Annotated in this window: 19 protein-coding genes and 1 pseudogene; 13 read left to right on the forward strand and 7 right to left on the reverse strand. The window is 59.3% G+C overall.

Annotation, left to right across the window (positions count from 1 at the left end):
- Positions 1-156 precede the first annotated feature (156 nt).
- Both ACM6I6_RS24580 and rarD read left to right on the forward strand, forming a co-directional pair.
- Positions 157-1,131, forward strand: coding sequence for a serine/threonine protein kinase (locus ACM6I6_RS24580; RefSeq protein ID WP_323626436.1), 975 nt, complete (start codon positions 157-159; stop codon positions 1,129-1,131).
- Between the two features lie 206 nt (positions 1,132-1,337).
- A complete protein-coding gene (gene rarD, locus ACM6I6_RS24585; protein WP_323606569.1) occupies positions 1,338-2,225 on the forward strand; it encodes an EamA family transporter RarD in 888 nt (295 codons plus the stop codon).
- Positions 2,226-2,440: 215 nt separating this feature from the next.
- On the opposite strand, the gene ACM6I6_RS24590 is transcribed toward rarD, so the two are convergent.
- The gene (locus ACM6I6_RS24590; RefSeq protein WP_274075541.1) at positions 2,441-2,959 is read right to left on the reverse strand and encodes a glycine cleavage system protein R; all 519 of its coding nucleotides are present in this window, start codon (positions 2,957-2,959) and stop codon (positions 2,441-2,443) included.
- 500 nt (positions 2,960-3,459) lie between these two features.
- Here ACM6I6_RS24590 and ACM6I6_RS24595 point away from each other — a divergent pair, with 500 nt between their 5' ends.
- Positions 3,460-5,637, forward strand: a complete 2,178-nt coding sequence (locus ACM6I6_RS24595; protein WP_414920839.1) for a malate synthase G — start codon at positions 3,460-3,462, stop codon at positions 5,635-5,637.
- Positions 5,638-5,699: 62 nt separating this feature from the next.
- On the opposite strand, the gene ACM6I6_RS24600 is transcribed toward ACM6I6_RS24595, so the two are convergent.
- Together ACM6I6_RS24600 and ACM6I6_RS24605 are read right to left on the reverse strand one after the other, a co-directional pair.
- Positions 5,700-6,608: an EamA family transporter gene (locus ACM6I6_RS24600; protein WP_274075543.1), complete on the reverse strand. Its 909-nt coding sequence runs from the start codon at positions 6,606-6,608 to the stop codon at positions 5,700-5,702.
- 373 nt (positions 6,609-6,981) lie between these two features.
- A complete protein-coding gene (locus tag ACM6I6_RS24605) occupies positions 6,982-7,425 on the reverse strand; it encodes a response regulator (RefSeq protein ID WP_274075544.1) in 444 nt (147 codons plus the stop codon).
- 254 nt (positions 7,426-7,679) lie between these two features.
- Between ACM6I6_RS24605 and ACM6I6_RS24610 the strand changes: the two genes are divergently transcribed.
- The 10 genes and pseudogenes from ACM6I6_RS24610 to ACM6I6_RS24655 all read left to right on the forward strand — a co-directional run.
- Entirely contained in the window at positions 7,680-9,620 is a 1,941-nt protein-coding gene (locus tag ACM6I6_RS24610) for a putative nucleotidyltransferase substrate binding domain-containing protein (RefSeq protein WP_414920840.1), read from the forward strand.
- Complete coding sequence (locus tag ACM6I6_RS24615) at positions 9,617-10,324, forward strand: PolC-type DNA polymerase III (protein ID WP_414920841.1); 708 nt, start codon at positions 9,617-9,619, stop codon at positions 10,322-10,324. The genes ACM6I6_RS24610 and ACM6I6_RS24615 overlap by 4 nt, the downstream gene beginning before the upstream one ends.
- A gap of 227 nt (positions 10,325-10,551) precedes the next feature.
- Positions 10,552-11,070 carry an RNA polymerase sigma factor gene (locus ACM6I6_RS24620; RefSeq protein WP_032831242.1) on the forward strand — a complete coding sequence of 173 codons (519 nt, stop codon included), beginning with the start codon at positions 10,552-10,554 and terminating at the stop codon, positions 11,068-11,070.
- Positions 11,067-12,029 (forward strand): FecR domain-containing protein, encoded by a 963-nt coding sequence (locus ACM6I6_RS24625; RefSeq protein WP_274075547.1) that lies wholly within the window; start codon positions 11,067-11,069, stop codon positions 12,027-12,029. Before ACM6I6_RS24620 ends, ACM6I6_RS24625 begins: the two co-directional genes overlap by 4 nt.
- A gap of 121 nt (positions 12,030-12,150) precedes the next feature.
- A complete protein-coding gene (locus tag ACM6I6_RS24630) occupies positions 12,151-14,586 on the forward strand; it encodes a TonB-dependent siderophore receptor (RefSeq protein ID WP_414920842.1) in 2,436 nt (811 codons plus the stop codon).
- A 72-nt stretch (positions 14,587-14,658) separates the two neighbouring features.
- Entirely contained in the window at positions 14,659-15,789 is a 1,131-nt protein-coding gene (locus tag ACM6I6_RS24635) for a PepSY-associated TM helix domain-containing protein (protein ID WP_414920843.1), read from the forward strand.
- Positions 15,786-15,965: a hypothetical protein gene (locus ACM6I6_RS24640; protein ID WP_274075550.1), complete on the forward strand. Its 180-nt coding sequence runs from the start codon at positions 15,786-15,788 to the stop codon at positions 15,963-15,965. The genes ACM6I6_RS24635 and ACM6I6_RS24640 overlap by 4 nt, the downstream gene beginning before the upstream one ends.
- A gap of 276 nt (positions 15,966-16,241) precedes the next feature.
- On the forward strand, positions 16,242-17,543 hold the full coding sequence (locus tag ACM6I6_RS24645) for an MFS transporter (RefSeq protein ID WP_323626440.1): 1,302 nt from the start codon (positions 16,242-16,244) through the stop codon (positions 17,541-17,543).
- A 168-nt stretch (positions 17,544-17,711) separates the two neighbouring features.
- Positions 17,712-18,341 (forward strand): glutathione S-transferase, encoded by a 630-nt coding sequence (locus ACM6I6_RS24650; protein WP_414920844.1) that lies wholly within the window; start codon positions 17,712-17,714, stop codon positions 18,339-18,341.
- A gap of 147 nt (positions 18,342-18,488) precedes the next feature.
- Positions 18,489-18,813: pseudogene (locus tag ACM6I6_RS24655) on the forward strand (RHS repeat-associated core domain-containing protein); the annotation flags it as partial.
- A 638-nt stretch (positions 18,814-19,451) separates the two neighbouring features.
- On the opposite strand, the gene creD reads toward ACM6I6_RS24655, so the two are convergent.
- The 4 genes from creD to ACM6I6_RS24675 form a co-directional block, all read right to left on the reverse strand.
- On the reverse strand, positions 19,452-20,822 hold the full coding sequence (gene creD, locus ACM6I6_RS24660; RefSeq protein WP_414920845.1) for a cell envelope integrity protein CreD: 1,371 nt from the start codon (positions 20,820-20,822) through the stop codon (positions 19,452-19,454).
- A 72-nt stretch (positions 20,823-20,894) separates the two neighbouring features.
- Positions 20,895-22,337: a two-component system sensor histidine kinase CreC gene (gene creC / locus ACM6I6_RS24665; RefSeq protein ID WP_406591161.1), complete on the reverse strand. Its 1,443-nt coding sequence runs from the start codon at positions 22,335-22,337 to the stop codon at positions 20,895-20,897.
- Positions 22,337-23,017 carry a two-component system response regulator CreB gene (creB, locus tag ACM6I6_RS24670; protein WP_323626444.1) on the reverse strand — a complete coding sequence of 227 codons (681 nt, stop codon included), beginning with the start codon at positions 23,015-23,017 and terminating at the stop codon, positions 22,337-22,339. Before creB ends, creC begins: the two co-directional genes overlap by 1 nt.
- 59 nt (positions 23,018-23,076) lie before the next feature.
- Complete coding sequence (locus ACM6I6_RS24675) at positions 23,077-23,583, reverse strand: ATP-dependent zinc protease (protein WP_414920846.1); 507 nt, start codon at positions 23,581-23,583, stop codon at positions 23,077-23,079.
- Between the last annotated feature and the right edge of the window lie 134 nt (positions 23,584-23,717).

Genomic DNA, 23,717 nt, shown 5'->3' on the forward strand with positions numbered 1-23,717 from the left:
AGCCAGCTACAAAGTCATGCGCGATTTCAAAAATGGCGCATGACCTGTAGGAGCTGGCTTGCCAGCGAAGGCGTCAGCACAGTCACAACCTATCCATGTCTGTCTGCGCTACCATGCCTGGCCGGACGCAGCAGCCTGCTGCGCGCAGGAGTCAGCATGGCCCACCCGTTTGAAACGCTCACCCCAGACCTCGTGCTCGATGCCGTCGAAAGCATCGGTTTTCTCAGCGATGCCCGCATTCTGGCGCTCAACAGCTACGAAAACCGTGTCTACCAGGTCGGCATCGAAGACGCCGAGCCGCTGATCGCCAAGTTCTACCGCCCACAGCGCTGGACCAACGAAGCGATCCTTGAAGAACACCAGTTCACCTTCGAACTCGCCGGGGTCGAGGTGCCGGTCGTCGCGCCGATGATCCACAACGGTGAAACCCTGCACGAACACAATGGCTTCCGTTTCACCCTGTTCCCCCGCCGCGGCGGCCGCGCGCCGGAACCCGGCAACCTCGATCAGCTGTATCGCCTGGGACAACTGCTCGGCCGCCTGCATGCGGTGGGCTCGACCAAGCCGTTCGAGCACCGTGAGGCGCTGGCGGTGAAAAACTTCGGCCATGACTCGCTGACGACCTTGCTCGAAGGCAATTTCATCCCCCGCAGCCTGCTGCCGGCCTACGAGTCCGTGGCCCGCGATCTGCTCAAGCGTGTGGAAGATGCCTACAGTAATACGCCGCACCAGAACATCCGCATGCACGGCGACTGCCACCCCGGCAACATGATGTGCCGCGACGAGATGTTCCACATCGTCGACCTGGACGACTGCCGCATGGGACCGGCGGTGCAGGACATCTGGATGATGCTGGCCGGCGATCGTCAGGACTGCCTGGGTCAGTTGTCAGAACTGATGGACGGCTACAACGAATTCCACGACTTCAATCCCCGGGAACTGGCGCTGATCGAACCTCTGCGCGCATTGCGCCTCATGCACTACAGCGCCTGGCTCGCACGGCGTTGGGACGACCCGGCGTTTCCGCGCAGTTTTCCGTGGTTTGGCACGGAGCGGTATTGGGGAGATCAGGTGTTGGCGTTGCGCGAGCAGCTGGCGGCGCTCAATGAAGAGCCACTGAAACTCTTCTGAGAAACACAAATTCACTGTGGGAGCGGGCTTGCTCGCGAATGCGGTGTGTCAGTCGACATCAAGTTTGCTGACACTGTGCATTCGCGAGCAAGCCCGCTCCCACATTTGTTCTGTGTTCACAATTGCCCAACCTATTCAGGCAGGACATTCGTAGACAAATCTCCTTACAATCCCCTCTTTGTTAGCTGCCTAAGCAAGGATTCTGCATGCAAGCCGCCAACCCGCGTCGCGGGTACATCCTGGGCCTGAGTGCCTACATCATCTGGGGACTTTTCCCGCTCTATTTCAAAGCCATCGCCAGCGTGCCCGCCGTGGAAATCATCATCCATCGCGTGCTCTGGTCGGCGCTGTTCGGTGCCTTGCTGCTGATGGTCTGGAAACACCCGGGCTGGTGGCGCGAGCTGCGGGAGAATCCGCGCCGGCTGGCGATCCTGGCCCTGAGCGGCACGCTGATCGCCGCCAACTGGCTCACCTATGTGTGGTCGGTGAACAACGGGCGCATGCTGGAGGCCAGCCTCGGCTACTACATCAATCCCTTGGTGAACGTGCTGTTGGGGATGCTGATCCTCGGCGAACGGCTGCGCCGCATGCAATGGATTGCTGTGGGGCTGGCGGCGGTTGGCGTGGCGCAACAGGTCTGGCAAGTCGGCAGCCTGCCCTGGGTGTCGCTGGTACTGGCATTGACCTTCGGTTTCTACGGGCTGATTCGCAAGCAGGCGCCGGTCAAGGCGCTCCCGGGGTTGGTGGTCGAAACCTGGATGCTGGTGCCGATCGCGCTGGCCTGGTTGCTGCTCAATCCAACCGCCAGCAGCGCCCAGGCTGAATTCTGGACCACCTCCGAAGCCTGGTGGCTGGTGGCTGCCGGCCCGGTGACGCTGGTGCCGTTGGTCTGTTTCAACGCCGCCGCGCGGCATCTGCCCTACACGACACTTGGATTCCTCCAATACCTGGCGCCGACCCTGGTGCTGCTGCAAGCCGTCCTGCTGTTTGGCGAGCACTTGTCGTCCAGTACGCTGGTGGCGTTCATCTTCATCTGGGCCGGCCTGGCGGTTTACAGCATCGATGCCTGGTTCAGCCTGCGTCGGCGCAGCTGATCAAAAAACGCACAAACCTCTGCAGGCCACGTTCTCCGTGGCCTGCACCGATCCTTCCCAAGGTTATCCACAGCGTGATCCCCGCCGTTTGTGCGCAAGTCACTGAAACTGCTGGTTTTTTGATCAATCTTTGATAAGCCACGTCCGGCGTGGCCTGGCGGGCTGTCTCTACAGGTTATCCACAGGCAGGTGCACGTTTAATCTGGATAACCCGATCAAGGTTCACTGCGCAGGACCAATTCCACCATCAGATCGTCCGCCAGGGTTTCCAGGCGCGATTGCAGTACGTCCAGGGACAGCGTCAACGGCACCGCCAGTATCGCTTCGGCGTGGAATAGCGGCTCGCTGCTCATGGGCGCCGGACGTACTTCGGTCACCAGTCGTTCCAGGTTGACCCCCTGTTCACTGAGCAAGCGCGTGATGTCGCGCACGATCCCCGGCCGGTCATTGCCCACCAGTTCCATGGCGATCGGTTTCCAGGTGCACGACTGTTCGATGCCGCTTTCGGCGATCAATACGCGAATGCCGTGGGCCGACAGCCCTTGCAAGGCATCGACCAGTGAATCGTAGGCTTCCGCAGGCACCCCGACCCGAAGAATCCCGGCGAATTGCCCAGCCATGCGTGACATGCGGCTTTCCAGCCAGTTGCCGCCCTGCTCGGCGATGCATTGGGCAATGCGCTCGACCTGCCCAGGCTTGTCCGGTGCAAAAACAGTGAGTACGAGGTGGTCCATGGCGCAGCCCTCTTTTGTTATTGAAAGAGAAGTATAGGCAAGGGTGGTTGATGTGCTGAATCGACTGACGCCATCGCCTGCAGGAGCTGGCTTGCCAGCGAAGCGATGCACCACCGATCTGAGCGAACAATAAATCGTGTACAACTTTTTATATTTAACTGGAACAATCTCATGGTTTTTTGAGAACATCCCGATCCGCGACGTGACTGCAATGCGTCATGGGGTCGCAGAACGACGTAATTAGTCTAATTTTCACAACCGCAACTCATCATGTAGTATGCCGCTGCGCGCACTACATAACGTTGGATCGATGTCCGCCACAGGCGCAGTCGCATCCCTGAAAGCCCTGTCAGCAAGGCCCTAAAGCCGTTGATTGGTCCCCACCCAGCCGTCAGAAATGGCATGTACTGGTCGCAGGGTTTGTGGTTTAAATGGCCAGAGGCTTCATTGTTAAATTGAAGAGCTGAAAAGCGAAATAGCTGAGCAGAGTGAGGCAAGCAATGACTGAACACGTTCAAGTCGGTGGCCTGCAGGTCGCCAAAGTCCTGTTCGACTTCGTGAACAACGAAGCCATTCCCGGTACCGGCCTCACCGCCGATAAGTTCTGGGCCGGTGCCGACAAGGTCATTCATGACCTGGCGCCGAAGAACAAAGCCCTACTCGCCAAACGCGATGATTTCCAGGCTCGTATCGATTCCTGGCACCAGGAACGCGCCGGCCAGGCGCACGATGCCGTGGCTTATAAAGCCTTCCTGCAAGACATCGGTTATCTGCTGCCAGAAGCGGCCGATTTCCAGGTAACGACGCAAAACGTCGATGAAGAAATCGCCCGCATGGCCGGTCCACAACTCGTGGTGCCGGTGATGAATGCCCGCTTCGCGCTCAACGCCTCGAACGCCCGCTGGGGTTCGCTGTATGACGCGCTCTACGGCACCGACGCCATCAGCGAAGGTGACGGCGCGGAGAAAGGCAAAGGCTACAACAAGGTTCGCGGCGACAAGGTCATCGCCTTCGCCCGCGCCTTCCTCGACGAAGCGGCGCCCTTGGCAGCCGGCTCCCACGTCGATTCCACGCACTACAACATCGTTGACGGCAAACTGGTGGTCGCCCTCAAAGGCGGCAGCAACAGCGGCCTGCGCAACGATGCCCAGCTGATCGGTTTCCAGGGCGATGCCTCGGCACCCACCGCGATCCTGCTGAAAAACAACGGCCTGCACTTCGAAATCCAGGTTGATGCCAGTACCCCGGTCGGCCAGACCGACGCAGCGGGTGTCAAAGACATCCTGATGGAAGCCGCGCTGACCACCATCATGGACTGCGAAGACTCGGTCGCCGCCGTCGACGCCGATGACAAGGTGGTGATCTACCGCAACTGGCTCGGCCTGATGAAGGGCGACCTGTCGGAAGAAGTCGCCAAGGGCGGCAAGACGTTTACCCGCACCATGAACGCCGACCGCGCCTACACCGGTGTCGACGGTAACGCGGTGAACCTGCACGGTCGTTCGTTGTTGTTCGTGCGCAACGTCGGTCACCTGATGACCATCGACGCGATCCTCGATAAAGACGGCAACGAAGTGCCTGAGGGCATCCTCGATGGCCTGGTGACTTGCCTGGCGGCGATGCACAACCTCAACGGAAACACTTCGCGCAAAAACACCCGCACCGGCTCCATCTACATTGTGAAGCCGAAGATGCACGGTCCTGAAGAAGCGGCGTTCACCAACGAGCTGTTCGGGCGCATCGAAGACGTGCTGGGCTTGGCGCGCAACACCCTGAAAGTCGGCATCATGGATGAGGAACGCCGTACCACGGTCAACCTCAAGGCCTGCATCAAGGCCGCCAGCGAGCGCGTGGTGTTCATCAATACCGGTTTCCTTGACCGCACGGGCGATGAAATCCACACCTCCATGGAAGCCGGCCCGATGGTGCGCAAGGCTGACATGAAGGCGGAAAAATGGATCGGCGCCTACGAGAACTCCAACGTCGATATCGGCTTGAGCACCGGCCTGCAAGGTCGCGCGCAGATCGGTAAAGGCATGTGGGCCATGCCGGACCTGATGGCAGCGATGCTGGAACAGAAAATCGCTCACCCATTGGCCGGTGCCAACACCGCGTGGGTACCTTCGCCGACCGCCGCTGCGTTGCACGCGCTGCACTACCACAAGGTCGACGTGTTCGCCCGTCAGGCCGAACTGGCCAAGCGTGCCCATGCGTCGGTGGACGACATCCTGACCATCCCGCTGGCCGTGAACCCGCAGTGGACCGCCGAACAGATCCAGAACGAACTGGACAACAATAGCCAGGGCATCCTGGGTTATGTGGTGCGCTGGATCGACCAGGGTGTTGGTTGCTCGAAGGTGCCGGACATCAATGACGTCGGCCTGATGGAAGACCGTGCCACGCTGCGTATTTCCAGCCAGCACATCGCCAACTGGCTGCGCCATGGCATCGTCACCGAAGAGCAAGTGATGGAAAGCCTCAAGCGCATGGCGCCGGTGGTGGATCGTCAGAACGCCGGTGATGCGCTGTACCGTCCGCTGGCACCGAACTTCGACAGCAACATCGCCTTCCAGGCGGCGGTCGAACTGGTGGTGGAAGGTACCAAGCAGCCGAACGGCTATACCGAGCCGGTTCTGCACCGTCGTCGTCGCGAGTTCAAGGCCAGGAACGCGCTGTAAAATATAGTTGCTCGACAACAATCCCCCGGCCTTACGACCGGGGGATTATTGTTTTTGCCCCGTTATTTCCTGAGCCGTAAGGCGCTTTCAGCGATGTAGTTCGCAATTCTTGGTGCAAACATGAATATGGCAATACCCAGGACCGTAAGCACGAGGGCAAATAGTTTCACGCCTTCAATGGGTTCATCGAGCACATACCATGAAGTCAGGATACCGGATACCGGAACGATGACAGACAACGGGGCAACCTGGCTCGCCGGATACTTCCTGATCAAGCGGTTCCACGCCCAATAACCGAAAATGGTCGCCACGTACGCCTGGAACAGGATGGACAACAACACCGACGTATTCAAGTCCGTCAACAACGCCTCAAAGGGCTCAGCCCCCTTCACCCAATAAGTCATCAGGTACAGCGGCGCAATTGCATACAGACTCGACCAGACGACGAAGGAAAAGATGTCGACGACCTTGCTTTTCTTGATCAGTACATTGCAAAGACTCCAGCAAAAGGCTGCCAGTAGTATCAGGAACAGACCTTGGCTCTGGTCATGCGATTCGGTCATATGAATGATGAACATCAGCCCGACCAATGCCAGGAGAATACCTGCTACCTGAATGGCCGACATTTTTTCGCCGAATAACATCACTCCCCATATGACCGTAAAAAAGGCACTGAATTGCAGGAGCAAAGAAGTCACACCAGCACTGACCCCGAGAAACATTCCGTAGTTCATCAACCAACACATTCCGACCCCGAACAACAAACCGTATAGCGCGAGGGTTGAAGCACTGATGTTTTTCGGCTTAGGAACGAAAAACACCAACGGAAATGCACAAAAAGTGAAACGCAAGGCAGTCAGCATAAACGGGTCTATTCCATCGAGGCTGATATCAATGACCGAATAGTTGCTACCCCACATGACTGTTACTACGAGAATCAAAAGCAAGTCGCGCCAATCCATTTTTATCATGTTGTTCCCTTATAACCATTCACACGCACACACCTGAAAACTCTAACTTCCAGGTCAAAAATGGAATCACTCAGCAAAATGAGAACACGCTTGTTCAATAGCGCCACTCAATGAGTCGCTTCCGGGCTAAGAAATCGGCATGTAATGATTAGTTATTATTTTTCTGAGTTGATTGAAAAACGGATACAACAAAAGTCATCCGAACTTCAATCTTTGGGAAGATATCTGAAAACTTGAGCAACAACCGCCAGCTATTTATGAGCAGACTTGTCTCAACTCAAGGAGAAAAATTTAATTACACACAGGAGAACGCAAACTCCACTAAACACGGTTGAAAGGAGATACGAGGCAACTATCACTTACAAATGTTTGGTTACTGAATTCCTAGTTCTTGCTTGACCAGCGCTAACAATTTTTCGGCATCGATCGGCTTGAGCAGGAAGTCCACTACGCTCAGGTGCATCGCGGCAATCGCGTCTTTTACGTCGGCGTCGCCGGAGACGATGATGATCGGCATCGCCGCCCGCACAGACTCCCGCACCTGGCGAATCAGGTCCAGGCCATCGATATGGCCCATGCGCAGGTCGGTGATCACCAGGCCAATCGAGGGTTTCTCTTCCAACATCTTGAGTGCGGTTTCGCCACTGGCTGCCGTCATGCAACGAATGCCGTCCAATGCCAGGATCTCCGACAACAACTCTCGGGCGTCCTTGTCGTCGTCGACGATCAGCACCCGTTGCGGCGGCAGGTCGGGTTCCAGCATGACGTCACTGAGCGCCTGGCGCTCGGCGTCACTCAAAATATCGTGGTCGGACATGGCATTCTCTACATGTTCAATTCAATTCCCTAGCACAGTGGTGAGACATCGCTGAGCACACCATCAATGTGCACTCCGTCGGAAAATTTTCCAATAGGGCAAAGGTGAGGTTTTTCTCACGTTTGGGTAGGTTCTTTCCGAATCTGCATCACGTTTGCGGCCTACCTAGACTTACGTCCAATGGGCACCCCGACCGTAGGGGTCGACCATGGGTGAGTCATCCGACAACAACAATTCAAAAAAAGACTGCGGTAATGGTTATGAGTAAAGCGGACGCCTTCACACAGGCAGGGAAAACCGCGGTGTTGCAGAACATCCAGGGCACTTTGCAATTCCTTCAGCGCTTCCCGCCCTTCAACCAGATGGAACACGCGCACCTGGCGTACCTGGTCGAGCAATGTCAGCTGCGTTTTTATGCCCCCGGCGAGAGCATCATCAAGCCCGCGGACGGCCCGGTTGAGCACTTTTACATCGTCAAGCAGGGTCGGGTCGTCGGCGAACGGCCGCACACGGCCAAGGGCGGCACCGAAACCACTTTCGAAATCACCACCGGCGAGTGTTTCCCCCTCGCTGCGTTGCTGGGGGAGCGTGCGACCCGTACCGAACATCTCGCCGCCGAAGACACCTTTTGCCTGCAGCTGAACAAACTTGCATTCATCAAGTTGTTCGCCATTTCCGGCACCTTCCGCGATTTTGCCCTGCGTGGTGTGAGCAGCCTGCTGGACCAGGTCAATCAGCAGGTCCAGCAAAAAGCCGTGGAAACCCTGGGCACCCAATATTCTCTCAACACCCGCCTGGGTGAATTGGCCATGCGCCATCCAGTGATGTGCAGCCCAATCACACCCCTGCGTGAGGCCGTGACCCAGATGCACGAGCAGCAGGTCGGCAGCATTGTGATCGTCAATGAACATAAGGCGCCGCTGGGGATTTTCACCCTGCGTGATCTGCGTCATGTGGTGGCCAACGGCACCGGCGACTTCAGCGAGGCGATCGAGCGGCATATGACCCGGTCGCCGTTTTTTCTGTCTCCGGACCACAGCGCCTTCGATGCCGCGATTGCAATGACCGAGCGGCATATCGCCCACGTCTGCCTGGTCAAGGATCAGCGCCTGTGCGGCGTGGTCTCCGAACGCGATCTGTTTTCCCTGCAACGGGTCGACCTGGTTCACCTGGCGCGCACCATTCGCAGCGCCCAGCGTGTGGAAAACCTGGTGCTGCTGCGGGGCGAGATCGGTCAACTGGTGGAGCGCATGCTGGCCCACGGCGCGTCTTCGACCCAGATCACCCACATCATTACTCTGCTCAACGACCACACCGTATGCCGGGTGATCGAGCTGACCCTGGCCGAGAAAGGCGACCCGGGTATCCCGTTCAGCTGGCTGTGTTTCGGCAGCGAAGGTCGCCGCGAACAGACGCTGCACACCGACCAGGACAACGGCATTCTGTTCGAAGCACAGGACGCCGCCCACGCCGCCGAGATTCGCGGAAAACTGCTGCCCATCGCCCATCAGATCAACCAGAGCCTGGCGCTCTGCGGTTTCACCCTGTGCAAAGGCAACATCATGGCCGGCAATCCCGAGCTGTGCCTGTCCCGGGCCGAATGGGCGCGACGCTTTGCGGCGTTTATCCGAGAGGCCACGCCAGAGAACCTGTTGGGTTCAAGTATTTACTTCGATTTGCGCGTGGTCTGGGGCAGCGAGCAAGGCTGCGAACAGTTGCGTCGGGGGATTCTCGACCAGGTGGCCGACAACCGCCTGTTCCAGCGCATGATGGCGGAAAACGCACTGCGCAATCGTCCTCCCGTAGGACGTTTCCGTGAGTTCGTGCTGGCGCGCAAAAATGGTGAGAAGGCCACTCTGGACCTGAAGATCCAGGGCCTGACTCCCTTCGTCGACGGCGCGCGGTTACTTGCCCTGGCCCACGGCATCGAAGCGAACAACACATTAGAGCGCTTCCGCCAGCTGGTGGCCAAGGAGGTCATCGAGCCACTGGACGGCGCGGCGTACGAAGAGGCTTATCACTTCATCCAGCAAACCCGCATGCAACAACATCAGCTGCAGACCCGGGAAAATTTGCCCTACTCCAACCGGGTCGATCCCGACAGCCTCAATCATCTGGATCGACGCATCCTGCGTGAATCCTTGCGCCAGGCTCAACGCCTGCAAAGCAGCCTGAACCTGCGGTACCAACTATGAGCCTGTTTTCATGGCTGCGCCCCGCAGGCCCAAGCTTGTCCGTAGAGCTGCAGCAGCGCCTTCAATGCCTGCCAACGGTGGGCGGATTGAGTGAATGCAGCCTGCGCGAGCAGCGCTGGGTCGTGCTCGACCTGGAAACCACCGGGCTGAACATGAACAAGGACCGAGTACTGTCCATCGGCGCCGTGGTCATCGAGGATGGCGCAATCGACTTCAGTCGCCAGTTCGAGCGCACGTTGCAATGCGACGAACTCAAACTCGGCCCCAGTGTGCTGATTCACGGCCTGGGACCCAGCGCCATTGCCGCCGGCAGCGATCCGGCCGAAGCGTTACTGGAGTTCATGGAGTTTGTCGGCGACAGCCCGGTGCTGGCCTTTCATGCGCCGTTCGACCAGCACATGCTGGGACGCGCATTGAAAGATCACCTGGGCTACAAGTTGCAGCATGCTTTCCTGGATGTGGCGGATATCGCCCCTTTGCTGTGTCCCCAGGCCAACATCCGCGAAGCCGGTCTGGACGAGTGGATCGACTGGTTCAAGCTGGAAGTCTTCGAGCGTCACAACGCCAGCGCCGACGCCCTGGCGACCGCCGAAATGGCGCTGATCCTGTTCAGCCGCGCGCGTCAGCAGCATATCCATAGCCCGTTGAACTTGCAGCAGCGGTTGAATCAGTGGAAGCGGCGGCAGCAAACCCATTCTTTTTGACACCCCCCCCCTGTAGGAGCGAGCTTGCTCGCGAAAAAACATCAGGCGCATCGGTCCTACCGGCAAAACGCGTCATCGTTGACGTTTTTCGCGAGCAAGCTCGCTCCTACAAGGTCTTACGACAAACCCTACCCCTACCCGACCGGTGTCAATTGCTTACCTTCCTCGCCTCTGACAGAATCGCGAACAATTCTCGTTAGTTAACACTTCCCAATCGGTGATGCTGCGTGTCGTCAGTCCCAAGCCCGCAAAGTGAGCTCGTTGGTGCGCTATATCGCGACCACCGCGGTTGGCTATTGGCCTGGCTACGGCGCAATGTCGCCTGCCCGCAACGGGCCGAGGACCTGAGCCAGGACACCTTCGTGCGCCTGCTCGGACGTGAGGAACTCAAAGAGCCGCGCGAGCCGCGGGCGTTCCTGGTGGCGATTGCCAAGGGCCTGCTGTTCGACTACTTCCGCCGCGCCGCGCTGGAACAGGCTTACCTCACCGAGCTGATGCTGATTCCAGAAGCCGAACAACCGTCGGTGGAAGAACAGCAAATGATCCTCGAAGACCTGAAAAACATCGATCGTCTGCTGGGCAAGCTGTCGAGCAAGGCCCGTGCGGCGTTTCTCTACAATCGTCTCGATGGCCTGGGCCACGCGGAAATTGCCGAGCGCCTCGGGGTGTCGGTGCCGCGGGTGCGCCAATACCTGGCCCAGGGCATCCGTCAGTGCTACATCGCCTTGTACGGTGAGCCAACATGAGCCCGGTCAACTCCAAGCCGGTGTCGGCGCAGGTGCTCGATGCCGCTATCGCCTGGCAACTGTCCCTGGACTCCGGCAACCCGGTGGAACGCGAAGAGTTCGCCAAATGGCACGCCGCCCACGAAGAACACGCCCGCGCCTGGCGTCAACTGGGCATGCTCGACCAGCGTTTCAGCGTCGCCAGCGGCCCGGCCCGCACCGCCCTGCTGCAATCGCGCGAAGGCATTCGCCGGCGGGTGCGCAAGCTTGGCAGCGGCCTGGCCAGCGTCGTTGCAGTGCTGGGGTTGGCGCTGTTTGCCGGTGAGCGTTACCTGCCAATCGACTATTGGCTGGCCGACCAGCGCACCGCCACCGGGGAGCAACGCACCATTCGCCTGGATGATGGCACCCTGATCAACCTCAACACCCACAGTGCGGTGGACGTGCGTTTCGATGAGAAGCAGCGACTGGTCGTCCTGCAGGAAGGCGAAATCCTGATCGAAACCGCTCACGGCGATGCCCGGCCGTTTATCGTTGAAACCCGCGAAGGCAGCATGCGCGCCCTGGGAACGCGGTTCCTGGTCAAGCGTGAAGAGCAAGGCACGCGTCTGAGCGTGCTGCAATCGGCGGTGGCCGCCCATCCGCAATCCAGTCCCGAAGAGCAGATTCTGCGCGAAGGCCAGCAAATGCTGATTCGCAACGACGGCCTGGGCCCGATTGCCGCGCTCAACCTCGGCGCCGATGCCTGGACCCGCGGCATGCTGGTGGTGGACAACGCGCGGCTGGAGGATCTGGTGCGTGAAATCGGTCGCTATCGCCCGGGTCACCTGGGTGTGGCGCCGGAAGTGGCTGATCTGCGGATCACCGGTAGCTTCCCACTCAAGGATACCAACCTGGCCCTGAACGCGTTGTTGCCGACCCTGCCGGTGCAGATCGAACAGCACACGCCATGGTGGGTGACGGTGGCGGCCAAGCCCTGACAGGTGGTGCAGGACGCCGTGCAAATGATGAATCGAAATTATTTTCATCCAGCCCTATCACTTTTTGATTTTCGTCCGGCACCTAGGCAATTGAGAAGTATTCACTTTCAGGAGCCGCTGTATGTCCCGTTCGCTAGACACCTTGTTGCGCCCCGGTTTGCTGGCGCTTGCCATTGCCCTTTGCACCCCTTTGGCCAGCAGCCAACTGATCGCCGCTGAACAGGCGTCCAGCGTTCGCGCCTACAACCTGCCGGCCGCGCCATTGGCCAGCACCCTGAACCAGATCGCCAGCCAGGCGGGTCTGGCGCTGTCGTTGAACCCGTCGCTGGCCGCCGGCAAGACGTCGGCCCCGGTCCAGGGCCAGTTCGACGCTGCCGGCGCCCTGCGCGAAGCCCTGCGCGGCACCGGTCTGCAACTGGAACAAAGCGGCGGCACCTACACCCTGGTGGCGGTGCCCGAGGGCGTGATGGCGCTGCCGGCGACCAGCGTCATCGGCGTGGAAGCAGATACTGAAAACGCCTGGGGCCCGGTGCAAGGGTATCTGGCCAAGCGCACGGCCGCCGGGACCAAGACGGATACGGCACTGGCCGAAGTACCGCGCTCGATCTCTGTCGCCACCCGCGAGCAGATGCAGGACCGTGCCGTACAGAACCTGGATGACGCCGTACGTTACATGCCCGGGGTCATTGCCAGCAGCTACGGCAGCGATAGCCGTGCCGAGTGGCTGAAGGTTCGTGGATTTGAGCCCACCCAGTTCCTCGATGGCTTGCCGCTGCCAAAGGGCACTTACACCATGCCGAAGATGGAGACCTGGGACCTTGAGCGCGTAGCCCTGCTGCGTGGCCCTGCGTCCTCGCTTTACGGCCAGACACCACCTGGCGGCATGCTCGACATGGTCAGTCGTCGTCCCGATGCATTGGCCAGCAACGAAGTGCAATTGCAGGTCGGCAGCTACGAGCGCAAGCAGATCAGCTTCGACAGCACCGGTCCGGTCGATGACGAAGGGCGCTTTTTGTACCGCGTCAGCGGCGTCGTGCGCGATAGCAACACCACCATCGAGCACATTGACGACAAGCGTTACAACATCGCTCCCAGCCTGACCTGGAACATTGATCCCGACACCACGCTGACTTTCCTCAGCCAGTACAACTGTGACGATACCGGCACCACCAGCCAGTTCCTGCCGCTACAAGGCACCAAACTGTCCACGCCCGCCGGAGAAGTGAAATTCCACAAGAATCTCGGTGATCCAGAATGGGAGTTCTACGACAAGACCTATTACGCGCTGGGTTATGCCTTTGAACACCGGATGAACGACGTCTGGCAGTTCCGCCAGAACCTTCGCTACACCAAGAGCGATCTGTCCTTCCAGAGCATCACCTCGGGTGGCTTCTACGGTTCGGTCGCTGACGACGGCACCCTGTCCCGGGGTGCCAACGTGGTTGACGAAGACCTTAGCCAGTTCGCTGTGGACAACAATTTCCAGGCCGATTTCGACACCGCTGCCATCAAGCACACCCTGTTGCTGGGGCTGGATCACCAACGCGTCAACACCAACTACAAATGGCTGTTCGGCAGCGCGCCCACCAGCAATATCACCAACCCGATTTACGGCCAGGACTTCAGTAACGTCCAATACACCGCGTTCAATGATTACAACCAGAAGACCCATGACACAGGCCTTTACGTCCAGGACCAGTTGGCCCTCGACAACTGGCGCCTGACCCTGGGCGGTCGTCAGGACTGGCTGCATACCGATTCGACGTTCTACAACATGAACAACGCCAAGGACAGCCGCGACGACACCCAATTCAGCGGCAACGCGGCCATCAGCTATGTGTTCGACTCCGGCTTTACGCCTTACGTCTCCTACGCCGAATCCTTCCAGGCGGAAGCGGGTGGCGCCAACGGCGAGGCATTCCGCCCGGGAACCGGCAAGCAATATGAAGTGGGCCTCAAGTACCAGCCTCCGGGTACCGACATGCTGTTCACAGCAGCGGCCTATGACCTGACCCGCAAGGACATCGTACTCAGCGACACCCTGGGCGTATCTCGCCCGCTGGGTGAAGCGAAAGTACGGGGCTTCGAGCTGGAAGCGACGGGTAACGTCAACGAAAACCTGAACCTGACCGCTTCGTACACCTACGCCAACAGCAAGATGACCAAAGTCACCGATCCGCTGGACAAAAACCGCCCGCTGCCACTAACCCCGGAAAACCAGGCCGCTGCATGGGCTGACTACACCTGGCATACCGGAGTCCTGGATGGCTTCGGCATCGGCTTCGGCGTGCGCTATGTCGGCGAAACCGACAACATCGCCATCGGCAGCATGGCCTTCGTACGCGATCCGTCGGATGGCCACAGCGATTCCTATACCGTCTATGACGCGGGTGTTCATTACGACCTTGGCCGCCTGGACAACGTCCTCAAGGGTGTCAGTGTCAGCGTCAATGCCAACAACGTATTCGACAAGGAATACATATCGACCTGTGACGGCTTCTACTGCTACTACGGCGACCGTCGCAACGTCATGGCCAGCCTTGACTACAAGTGGTAACGGCTTGACCCGACAGGCCCAACGACCCGGCCGTCCTTCGTGGGCGGCTTAGGTTTTTCTGAAGGCTATGAAATGAAAAGTAAAACAATTCGCCGCTGGTCCTTCGTCCACACCTGGACCAGCCTGATCTGCACCGTGTTTCTGCTGATGCTGGCACTGACCGGCCTGCCGTTGATCTTCCACCACGAGATCGACCATCTGCTGGGCGATGCCGCCGAGTTGAAGCAGATGCCGGCGGACACCCCGCAGCTGAATTTGCAGCAGTTGGTGCAGGCGGCTGAAAAACATCGTCCCGGCGAAGTCATGCAGTACTTCGGTTTCGACGAGGACGAACCCAATGGCGCGATCGCGATCATGGCGGCCACCGCCGGCACCGAGCCGAACTCGTCCCACACCTTCATGCTCGACGCCCGCACCGGCGAAGCGCTGGAGATGCCGTCGGCCAATGGCGGCTTCATGATGGTCATGCTGCGCCTGCACGTGGACATGTTCGCCGGGCTGCCGGGCAAGTTGCTGCTGGCGTTCATGGGGTTGCTGTTCGTCGTCGCGATCGTGTCCGGCACCGTGTTGTACCTGCCGTTCATGCGCCGCTTGAAATTCGCCACCGTGCGCCAGGACAAATCCACCCGCCTGCGCTGGCTTGACCTGCACAACCTGATCGGCGTAGTGACTTTGACCTGGGCGCTGGTGGTGGGTGTAACCGGTGTGATCAGTGCCTGCGCCGACCTGCTCATCGCCGCGTGGCGCAACGACAGCCTGAGCGCGATGGTCGCGCCGTATCGCGATGCGCCGCCATTGACGCAACTGGCGCCGGCCACGCGTTTGCTCGACATCGCCAAGGAAGTCGCACCCGGCATGCAGCCGGATTTCATTGCCTTCCCCGGCACGCGGTTCTCCAGCGAGCACCATTACGCGGTGTTCATGAAAGGCAGCACGCACCTGACCTCGCACTTGCTGACGCCGGTACTGATCGACGCCAGCACCCTGCAAGTCACCGCCGTGGCCGAACGGCCCTGGTACATGGACGCCATGGGCATGTCACAGCCGTTGCACTTCGGTGACTACGGCGGCATGCCGATGCAGATTCTCTGGGCGACCCTGGATGTGCTGACGATCATTGTGCTCGGCAGCGGCGTCTACCTGTGGGTGGTGCGGCGCAAGGCTGCGAAACCCGTGCTGGAAAAAGCGGAGAGCATGGCATGAGGCCCCGGCAGTCGAATTTCTGGAAGGTGTTCGCCACCCCCACCGTCATCGCCTTGTTCAGCGCGGCGGGGTTGTTCGCCGCGCTGCTGGGCGATGGGATCTGGGATGCCTTGAGCTGGCTTGGCCTGGGTATTCCAGCCGCCCTCGCCCTGCGCGGCCTCCTCCAACGCCGATAATGCGCCCCCCTCTGTAGGAGCGAGCTTGCTCGCGATAAACCTGAGAACGCCTCGGGGAGCCAGACTTCCAGCGTCATATTGAAGGTCATCGCGAGCAAGCTCGTTCCTACAAGTCATACGACGACAATGCCCCCCCGCCCGTCGCCTCTCCCCGCTAAATCCCTGACATATTTGTTGACACATTCACCCTTGCGCTTCTATAAAGGCGCATGTTGTACGACAACCTACAACAAATGCGACACCCACAATAAATCCAAGAAAAATGACGGTGATGTGATGAAAGTCAAAGGCATCCGCTGGTGGATGGTCGGTCTGGTAACTGCCGGTCTGATCGTCAACTACCTCGCTCGCAATACCCTGTCAGTGGCCGCCCCGACCCTGATGAGCGAAATGAACATTACCACCGAGCAGTACTCACACATCGTGGTCGCCTGGCAGGTCTGCTATGCGCTGATGCAACCGGTAGCCGGCTACATCATCGATGCCATCGGCACCAAAATGGGCTTCGCGATTTTTGCCTTCGCCTGGTCGATTGCCTGCGCGCTGGCAGCACTGGCGAGTGGCTGGCAGGGCCTGGCATTCGTTCGTGGCCTGCTCGGGCTGACGGAAGCGGCAGGCTTGCCGGCGGCCGTGAAAGCCACCACCGAATGGTTTCCGGCCAAGGAGCGTTCGGTAGCCATTGGCTGGTTCAACATCGGTTCATCGATCGGCGCACTGCTGGCGCCGCCCTTGGTGGTCTGGGCGATCCTGCACAGTGGCTGGGAACTGGCGTTCCTGATCGTCGGGGGCCTGGGCGTACTCTGGAGCTTGCTGTGGGTGCTCCTCTACAAACATCCCCGGGACCAGAAACGCCTGGGCGATGAAGAGCGCGCCTACATCCTCAGCGGCCAGGAAGACCACTTCAAGGAACCGGCGACGAAAAAGGGCAGCTGGAAGAAAATCATCGGCAGCCGAAACTTCTACGCCATCGCCAGCGCGCGGATCCTTTCCGAGCCGGCCTGGCAGACTTTCAATGCCTGGATTCCGCTGTACCTGATGACCGAACGGCACATGAACATCAAAGAGATCGCGATGTTCGCCTGGCTGCCGTTCCTCGCCGCTGACCTGGGCTGCGTGCTCGGTGGCTACCTGAGCCCGTTCTTCCACAAGCACTGCAAAGTGTCGCTGTTCACCTCGCGCAAAATGGTCCTGCTGTTCGGTGCCTCGTGCATGATCGGCCCGGCATGCATCGGCCTGGTCGCCAGCCCGTACACGGCGATTGCGCTGCTGTGCATCGGCGGTTTCGCCCACCAGACCTTGTCAGGTGCGTTGTACGCGATCACCTCTGACTCGTTCGGCAAAAACGAAGTGGCCACGGCCACAGGCATGGGCGGCATGTTCGGCTACCTCGGCGCGGCCGCTTTCACTCTGGTGTTCGGCGTGATGGTGACCAAGATCGGCTACAGCCCGCTGTTCGTGACCCTGGCGATTTTCGACATCGTCGCGGCGTTCATCGTCTGGACCGTTGCCCGGGAACTCAAGCCTCAGCAGGCAGCTCCGGGCCCTGAAGCCGGGCAGACGCTGCAACCAGCCAGCTAAAACGCAAAACCTGTGGGAGCGGGCTTGCTCGCGAATGCGATATGTCATCTGATTAATTGTTGACTGACACGACGCCTTCGCGAGCAAGCCCGCTCCCACATGGCTCATCTTGAACCCACGCATCAACGCGCTATGCTGCCCGACACCTCCTCTGACCGAGACGTCGCCATGTCCACCCCGAGCATGACCCTCTACTACAACCCCCTCTCCCCCTTCGTGCGCAAAGTCATGGTGCTCCTGCACGAAACCGGTCAACAGGACCGCGTTGCCCTGCAGAACTGCGTACTCACGCCGGTCGACCCGGACCAGACCCTGATCGACGACAACCCCCTGAGCAAGATCCCCGCCCTGCGCCTGGCCGACGGCAGCGTCATCCACGACAGCCGGGTGATCCTCGATTACCTGGACCACCAGCACGTCGGCAACCCGCTGATCCCCCGCGAAGGCTCGGCCCGCTGGCGGCGCCTGACCCTCGCCTCCATGGCCGACGGGATCATGGACGCCGCGGTACTCGTACGCTACGAAGTCGCCCTGCGCGCCCCGGAAAAACACTGGGACCAATGGCTCGACGGCCAGCGCGACAAAATTCGCCGTACTTTAGCTTTGCTGGAGAAGGATGCGATTGCCGAACTGACCAGCCATTTCGACGTAGCGGCGATCAGCGTGGCGTGTGCGTTGGGTTATGTGGATCTGCGCCATCCCGACCTGGAGTGGCGTGAAGCGAATCCGCAGTTGGCGGCGTGGTATTCCGAGGTGAGTCAGCGGCCTTCGATGCTGGCGACGATGCCCAAGGTTTAGCACTTCGCTGGTTGAAGTGACGTTTGATGCTGCGCAACGACCCTATCAGTTCTGCTAGTAGGCAAAAAATGAAAAAAATCCGATGCTTAAGGTCCGACTTTATGAACCGTACCTGGAGCTCGGTCAATGCCTATACATTCCAGTAAAACAGTCCTGCTCGCGACCGATCAACAGCGCTCGGTCCTAAATGCCCTCGACGCGAATAGGCCTCACCCCATCGCCTACTCACCCTACGGCCATCGGCCGGCAAAAAACGGCTTGCTCAGTTTGCTCGGGTTCAACGGCGAACGTCCTGACCCGCTGACCGGGCACTATCATTTGGGCAATGGGTATCGGCTGTTCAATACGGTGTTGATGCGGTTTAACAAACCGGACAGTTCGAGTCCATTTGAAGAAGGAGGAGTGAATGCCTACTCGTATTGCGAGGGTAACCCGATAGGCCGGTGCGACCCGACTGGACATTCATTTTTGTCGATGATCAGGAAAATGGTCACGTTTGTGACACCTGCCCATCCGGCTGCAACGCTCAAGCTCATGGCATCAACCGCTGCGGCGGTAGTAGGCGCCGCCGGGTTTATGGTAGAGGCTGACGATGAAACGGCAAACACCGCACTTCTAATTGGGTCAGGTCTTCTTTTAGGCGCTGGATTAGGAGGGATGTACCGATTCCGTCCATCCAGGACTCCTCGACTGGCATCGACACCTAATACCGTTACCAGGGGAGATTTTGAAATGGGTCCTCTGAGAAGCTCTCCTGCCGATCCCCCCACGATCCAGCAGTTCATTCCTCGCGCTAGAATCCCTGGAATTGGCAGCCCCACCAACGCCGCCAACCTGAATATAAGAACCACCTGAACAAGTAAAAAGGGAAAAAAGGGCACAGATTTATTTAAAAAGGAGTGTGCCCTCCAACCGAGACGTCGCCCTGTCCGACGGGATCATGGACGCAGCGGCGTTGATCCGTTACAAAGTCTGGTTTTTCGCCGACCGGACCGGGCTTTCCACGAGCAAGTCGAACGCACCACACCGGATCAACCGGAAACAACCCGAAAATCAGCGTCGCCAGCACCTCCCCTTCCCGCTGATCTTCCCGCAACCCCAGCGACCGACTCATTCCATCGCTCCAATATCGAACGCTAACGGCTTGGCCGCTTTCTGTCCGACCCCATACCAATCCAGTTTGCGGGTCAGCACCATGAACACCCCGAGCAAGCCGAACAGCAACAACGACCCCATCAACAGCGCGTAATCCTCGGCACTCAACAAGCCATAAAGCAGGCCGTACAAAGCCGCCAGCCCCACCGAAAAACTCAAGCCGTGACGCACGCTGCGCAGCACGTGGCAGACATAAAAACCAATCAACAATACACATCCGCTGGCCGACAATAGATACGCCAAGGCAAAGCCAATGTGTTCGGACAGCGACAACAAAAGCAGATAAAAGAACGCTAGCGCCACGCCCACCAAAGCGTATTGCACCGGGTGCACCGCCAGGCTTTTAAGCACTTCAAAAAGGAAGAAACCGGCGAACGTCAGGACGATGAACAACAGTGCGTATTTGATCGCGCGGTCGCTTTTCAGGTATTGGTCCACCGGGTCGACGAAGCTCGCGCCAAAGCTGCGACCGGACAACGCCTCGCAAGCACCACGGGGCACGCAGCTGTTGAGGATCTCTTGCAGATTGGTGGAAAAAAACGAAGTCTGCCAATTGGCGGTGAAGCCTTGATCGGTGATTTCGCGCTGGGCTGGCAGGTAGTTGCCGATGAAACTGGGATGCGGCCAGTTGGCGCTCAGCGAGACCTTGCTGGTCTTGCCCACCGGCAGGACCTGAAACTGGCCGGTGCCTTGCAGCTTCAGGTCGAAACCGAAGGCCAGCTCTGTGTTTTGCCTCGCGTCCAACGCCGGCAACATCACATGGACGCCCTCCCCCAGCCAGCCGACCTGACTACCCGGAACGAAGTCCAGACGCTGGCCGTTGAGCTCGAGTTTCAAGGCATTCTCGATGCCGCGAATGTCGCTGATGCCGACCGCCAGGAATGGCCGATCGAACTGGTAATCAGCGAAATCTTCCTGGATACCCAGCTGCGCCGGCAGTGAAAAATGGCCGCTGATGCGGTTGTCGGCATGGAACAGCCGCGCCTGGTAAATGCCTCGGGAACGCAGTTCGGTCTGGACCTGGCCGTCGAGTTCGAAGCGCTCCGGGAGGAAGTACAAACGACCGCGCTCTTCATCAATGTCCTGATAGCGATCGTTGGTTTTTTCGTGGGTCTTCCAGGTGCGCACGACTTTGCGATAGGGCACCACCAACAACGGCCCGCTCAATTGCTGGCTGTAACTGGCGCTGCGGGCGATGTCTTCAAGCACGCCGTCGCGCAGTTGCTGGCGGTCCTGGATGACGCCGTTGATCATCAGCAACGGGATCAGCAATAACACAATCAGCAGGGCAATCGCCCCGAGTTTCAAGGTCAGGCTTCGGTTCATGGGACTCTCCCTGTTTTGATAAGGCAGAGTCTGGACGGGCTGTGTGGGGGCTTTATGGGGGGAATGTGGAGATTATGTGGAGACTGCGACTTGGTCTAAAGGCAGGAGCAAACTGACTTCAACGCCACCCTCAACGTTGCCGATGCTCATCACCCCACCATGCAACTTCACCACTTCTTCCACGAAATTCAGCCCAAGCCCGGTGCTTTTTCGCCCGGTATCCGGTCGTGGCAGCGAGTAGAAACGCTCGTTCAGGCGCGGCAATGCATAGTCCGGAATCGCTTCGCCCTGGTTGAAGAGCTTGAATTCGATCTGCTCGCCCATTCGCTCGGCGGTGAATCGCATCACGCCCTGAGCAGGGGTGAAATCCAGCGCATTTTCCAGCAGGTTGCCCAGCGCCTGCCGCAACAAAAACGGCTCCCCCCTTAGCATCAGGTCCGCCGCAATCATCTGTGACACGCGCAACTGCCTGCCTTCGATCCGCGCAGACTGGGCATCAATCAGTTCGACCACCAACGCCGCCAGTGGCACCTCGACACGCGCCTCAAGCCCCTGACGCTGTTCAACTTGCGCCAGGTTCAACAGCCGCTCGATCAACTGTTGCATGCGCGTACTTTCACTGTCGATGTTGCCGACAAAACGCTGCCGTTGAGCCAATGGCATCTCGCCCTGCAGCAGTTCAGCCGCGCCGCGAATCGCCGCCAGCGGGCTCTTCAATTCGTGGGTCAATGTGTGCACGTAACGCTCGACGTAGGCCCGGCCCTCGAGCTGCGTGCGCATCTGTTCTACGGCCGTCGCCAATTGCTCCAGCTCGCCACCGCGATAGTGCGGCACCTCGATCCGCCGGCCTTCGCTCACTGCTTGCGCATAAGCGGTCAAGCGCCGCAGCGACCGACTCAACCACCAGGACAACAGCGCACCGAACAGCAGGCCGAGGCCGATCAGGCCTGCGCCATAACCCAGCAATCGTCGCTCGGTGCGATCCACATAAGGCTGCAACGAGCTGTTGGGCTTTGCCACAGTGACCACGCCGATGATCCGGCCGTTATCGCGAATCGGCGCGCCGACGTGCATCACCGACGAGCTCGCATCATTGGGGTCACTGCGGGTCGAGCGGGCGCCATATTCGCCGCGCAGGGTCAGGTAAACGTCGTTCCAGCGCGAGTAATCCTGACCGACCGCTGTGCCGCTGGAATCCAGTACCACGATGCCGTTGGCGTCAGTGACGTAGATGCGGTGGTTGACCTGGTTTTTTGGCAAACCCCAGATGTTCGCCGCCGGTTGCCGCTCGCCGTAGGCCTTGAGCAGTTCCGGCCAGCGGCTCTGGTTGAGGGTGCCGGCCTTGAAGTCATCGCGCAGGATTTCCGCCATCAGGTTGGCGGTGTCGACCAGGGTTTCTTCCGTGGACTGGCGCACCCCGGGACGAATTTCTTCCATCACGGTGTTGAGCACGAAGTAGCCGGTCAAGCCGACGAACAGCACATAGACCAGGAAAATCCGTAACCCCAATGGCATCAGCTGTGTCCCGGGCTGTAGCTGTATCCGAGGCCGCGATGGGTCTGAATCGGCTCTGCATCGGCCTTAATCGATCGCAACTTGGCGCGCACGCTCTTGATGTGGCTGTCGATGCTGCGCTCGTAGCCGGCATCGGCGGCCACGCCCAAGGCATCGAGCAATAGCTCGCGGCTGAACACGCGCTCGGGTTGCTCCAGCAAGCATTGCAGCAAACGGAATTCGTGTCGGGTCAGGCTCAGTGGCTGACCGCGATAACTGATCTGTATACGCTCGTAATCGATGCGGAACAGTGTTGGCGCGATTTCAGTCAGGTTTTTGGGTGCCATGCGCTTGAGAATCGCCCGGACCCGCGCCGCCACTTCACGGGGGCTGAACGGCTTGACCACGTAATCGTCGGCACCAATCTCCAGGCCTACGACACGGTCGATTTCGCTGTCGCGGGCGCTGAGAAACATCACCGGTACTTCGCTGAAACGTCGCAACGCCTTGCAGGTTTCGAAGCCGCTGATGTCCGGCAGACCGATGTCGAGGATGATCAGGTCCGCCGGGGTCTGCCGCTGATGCTCAAGCGCCGCCGCGCCAAGTGTCAGCCACGTGGTGGTGAACCCCTCGCCCTGCAAGGCGAAAATCAGGGTGTCGGCAATCGCCGCTTCGTCTTCGACAATCAGGATATGGGGCATGGCGTCCGAGCCTGGCGGTTGAGTGGTCGAACGGTGCCCCAAGCCTTACACCCCGTCAATCAGCAATCGGGCTTGTCCGCCGTAAACCGTCGAGCCGGATTCACCGCCGCGCCAAACTCGCGCAAGGCCTTGGCGCCGATCAACAAGGGATAATTGAAGCTGCTGCGGTCAGTCAGGTTGACCTCGACCGTGCGTTTTACATTGCCCAGGCACAACTCGAGATCGACCACCGGCCGCTTGGTGGGCGCGATCACTTCGCTGTCATCCTCGTCCTCTTCGGAGCGGGTCTTGATCTTGCTGATCCTCGCGACCTTGTGTTCGTAGACCTTGTTGCTCGCACCCTTGGTCGCCAGGCGGAATCGCACCCAGTCTTCACCATCACGAGTGAAGGTCTCGATGTCCTTGGCCGAAAGCGATGCGGTCAGTGCGCCGGTGTCCATTTTAGCCTTGAGCACTTCACCACCGATTTCCGGCAGCGAGATGTATTCGTAGCGCCCGTACAGAGTCGGCTCGGCGGCCATGACCGGCAGTGCGAGGAGTGAAAGCAATGCAAGAAGGGATTTCACGTACTGGGAGTCCTTGAGGAGTTGGCAGCGCAATTTTAGACCGTTGTTGAGCTGATCGTTCCCACAAGGGTAACGGTCCGGAGGTGAAACATTCGTCAGCGCCGATTTGGCCTGTCGTCCGAAGCTGCTTATCA

This window comes from Pseudomonas sp. IT-P218 (genome assembly GCF_949767605.1).
GTDB lineage: Bacteria > Pseudomonadota > Gammaproteobacteria > Pseudomonadales > Pseudomonadaceae > Aquipseudomonas > Aquipseudomonas putida_AE.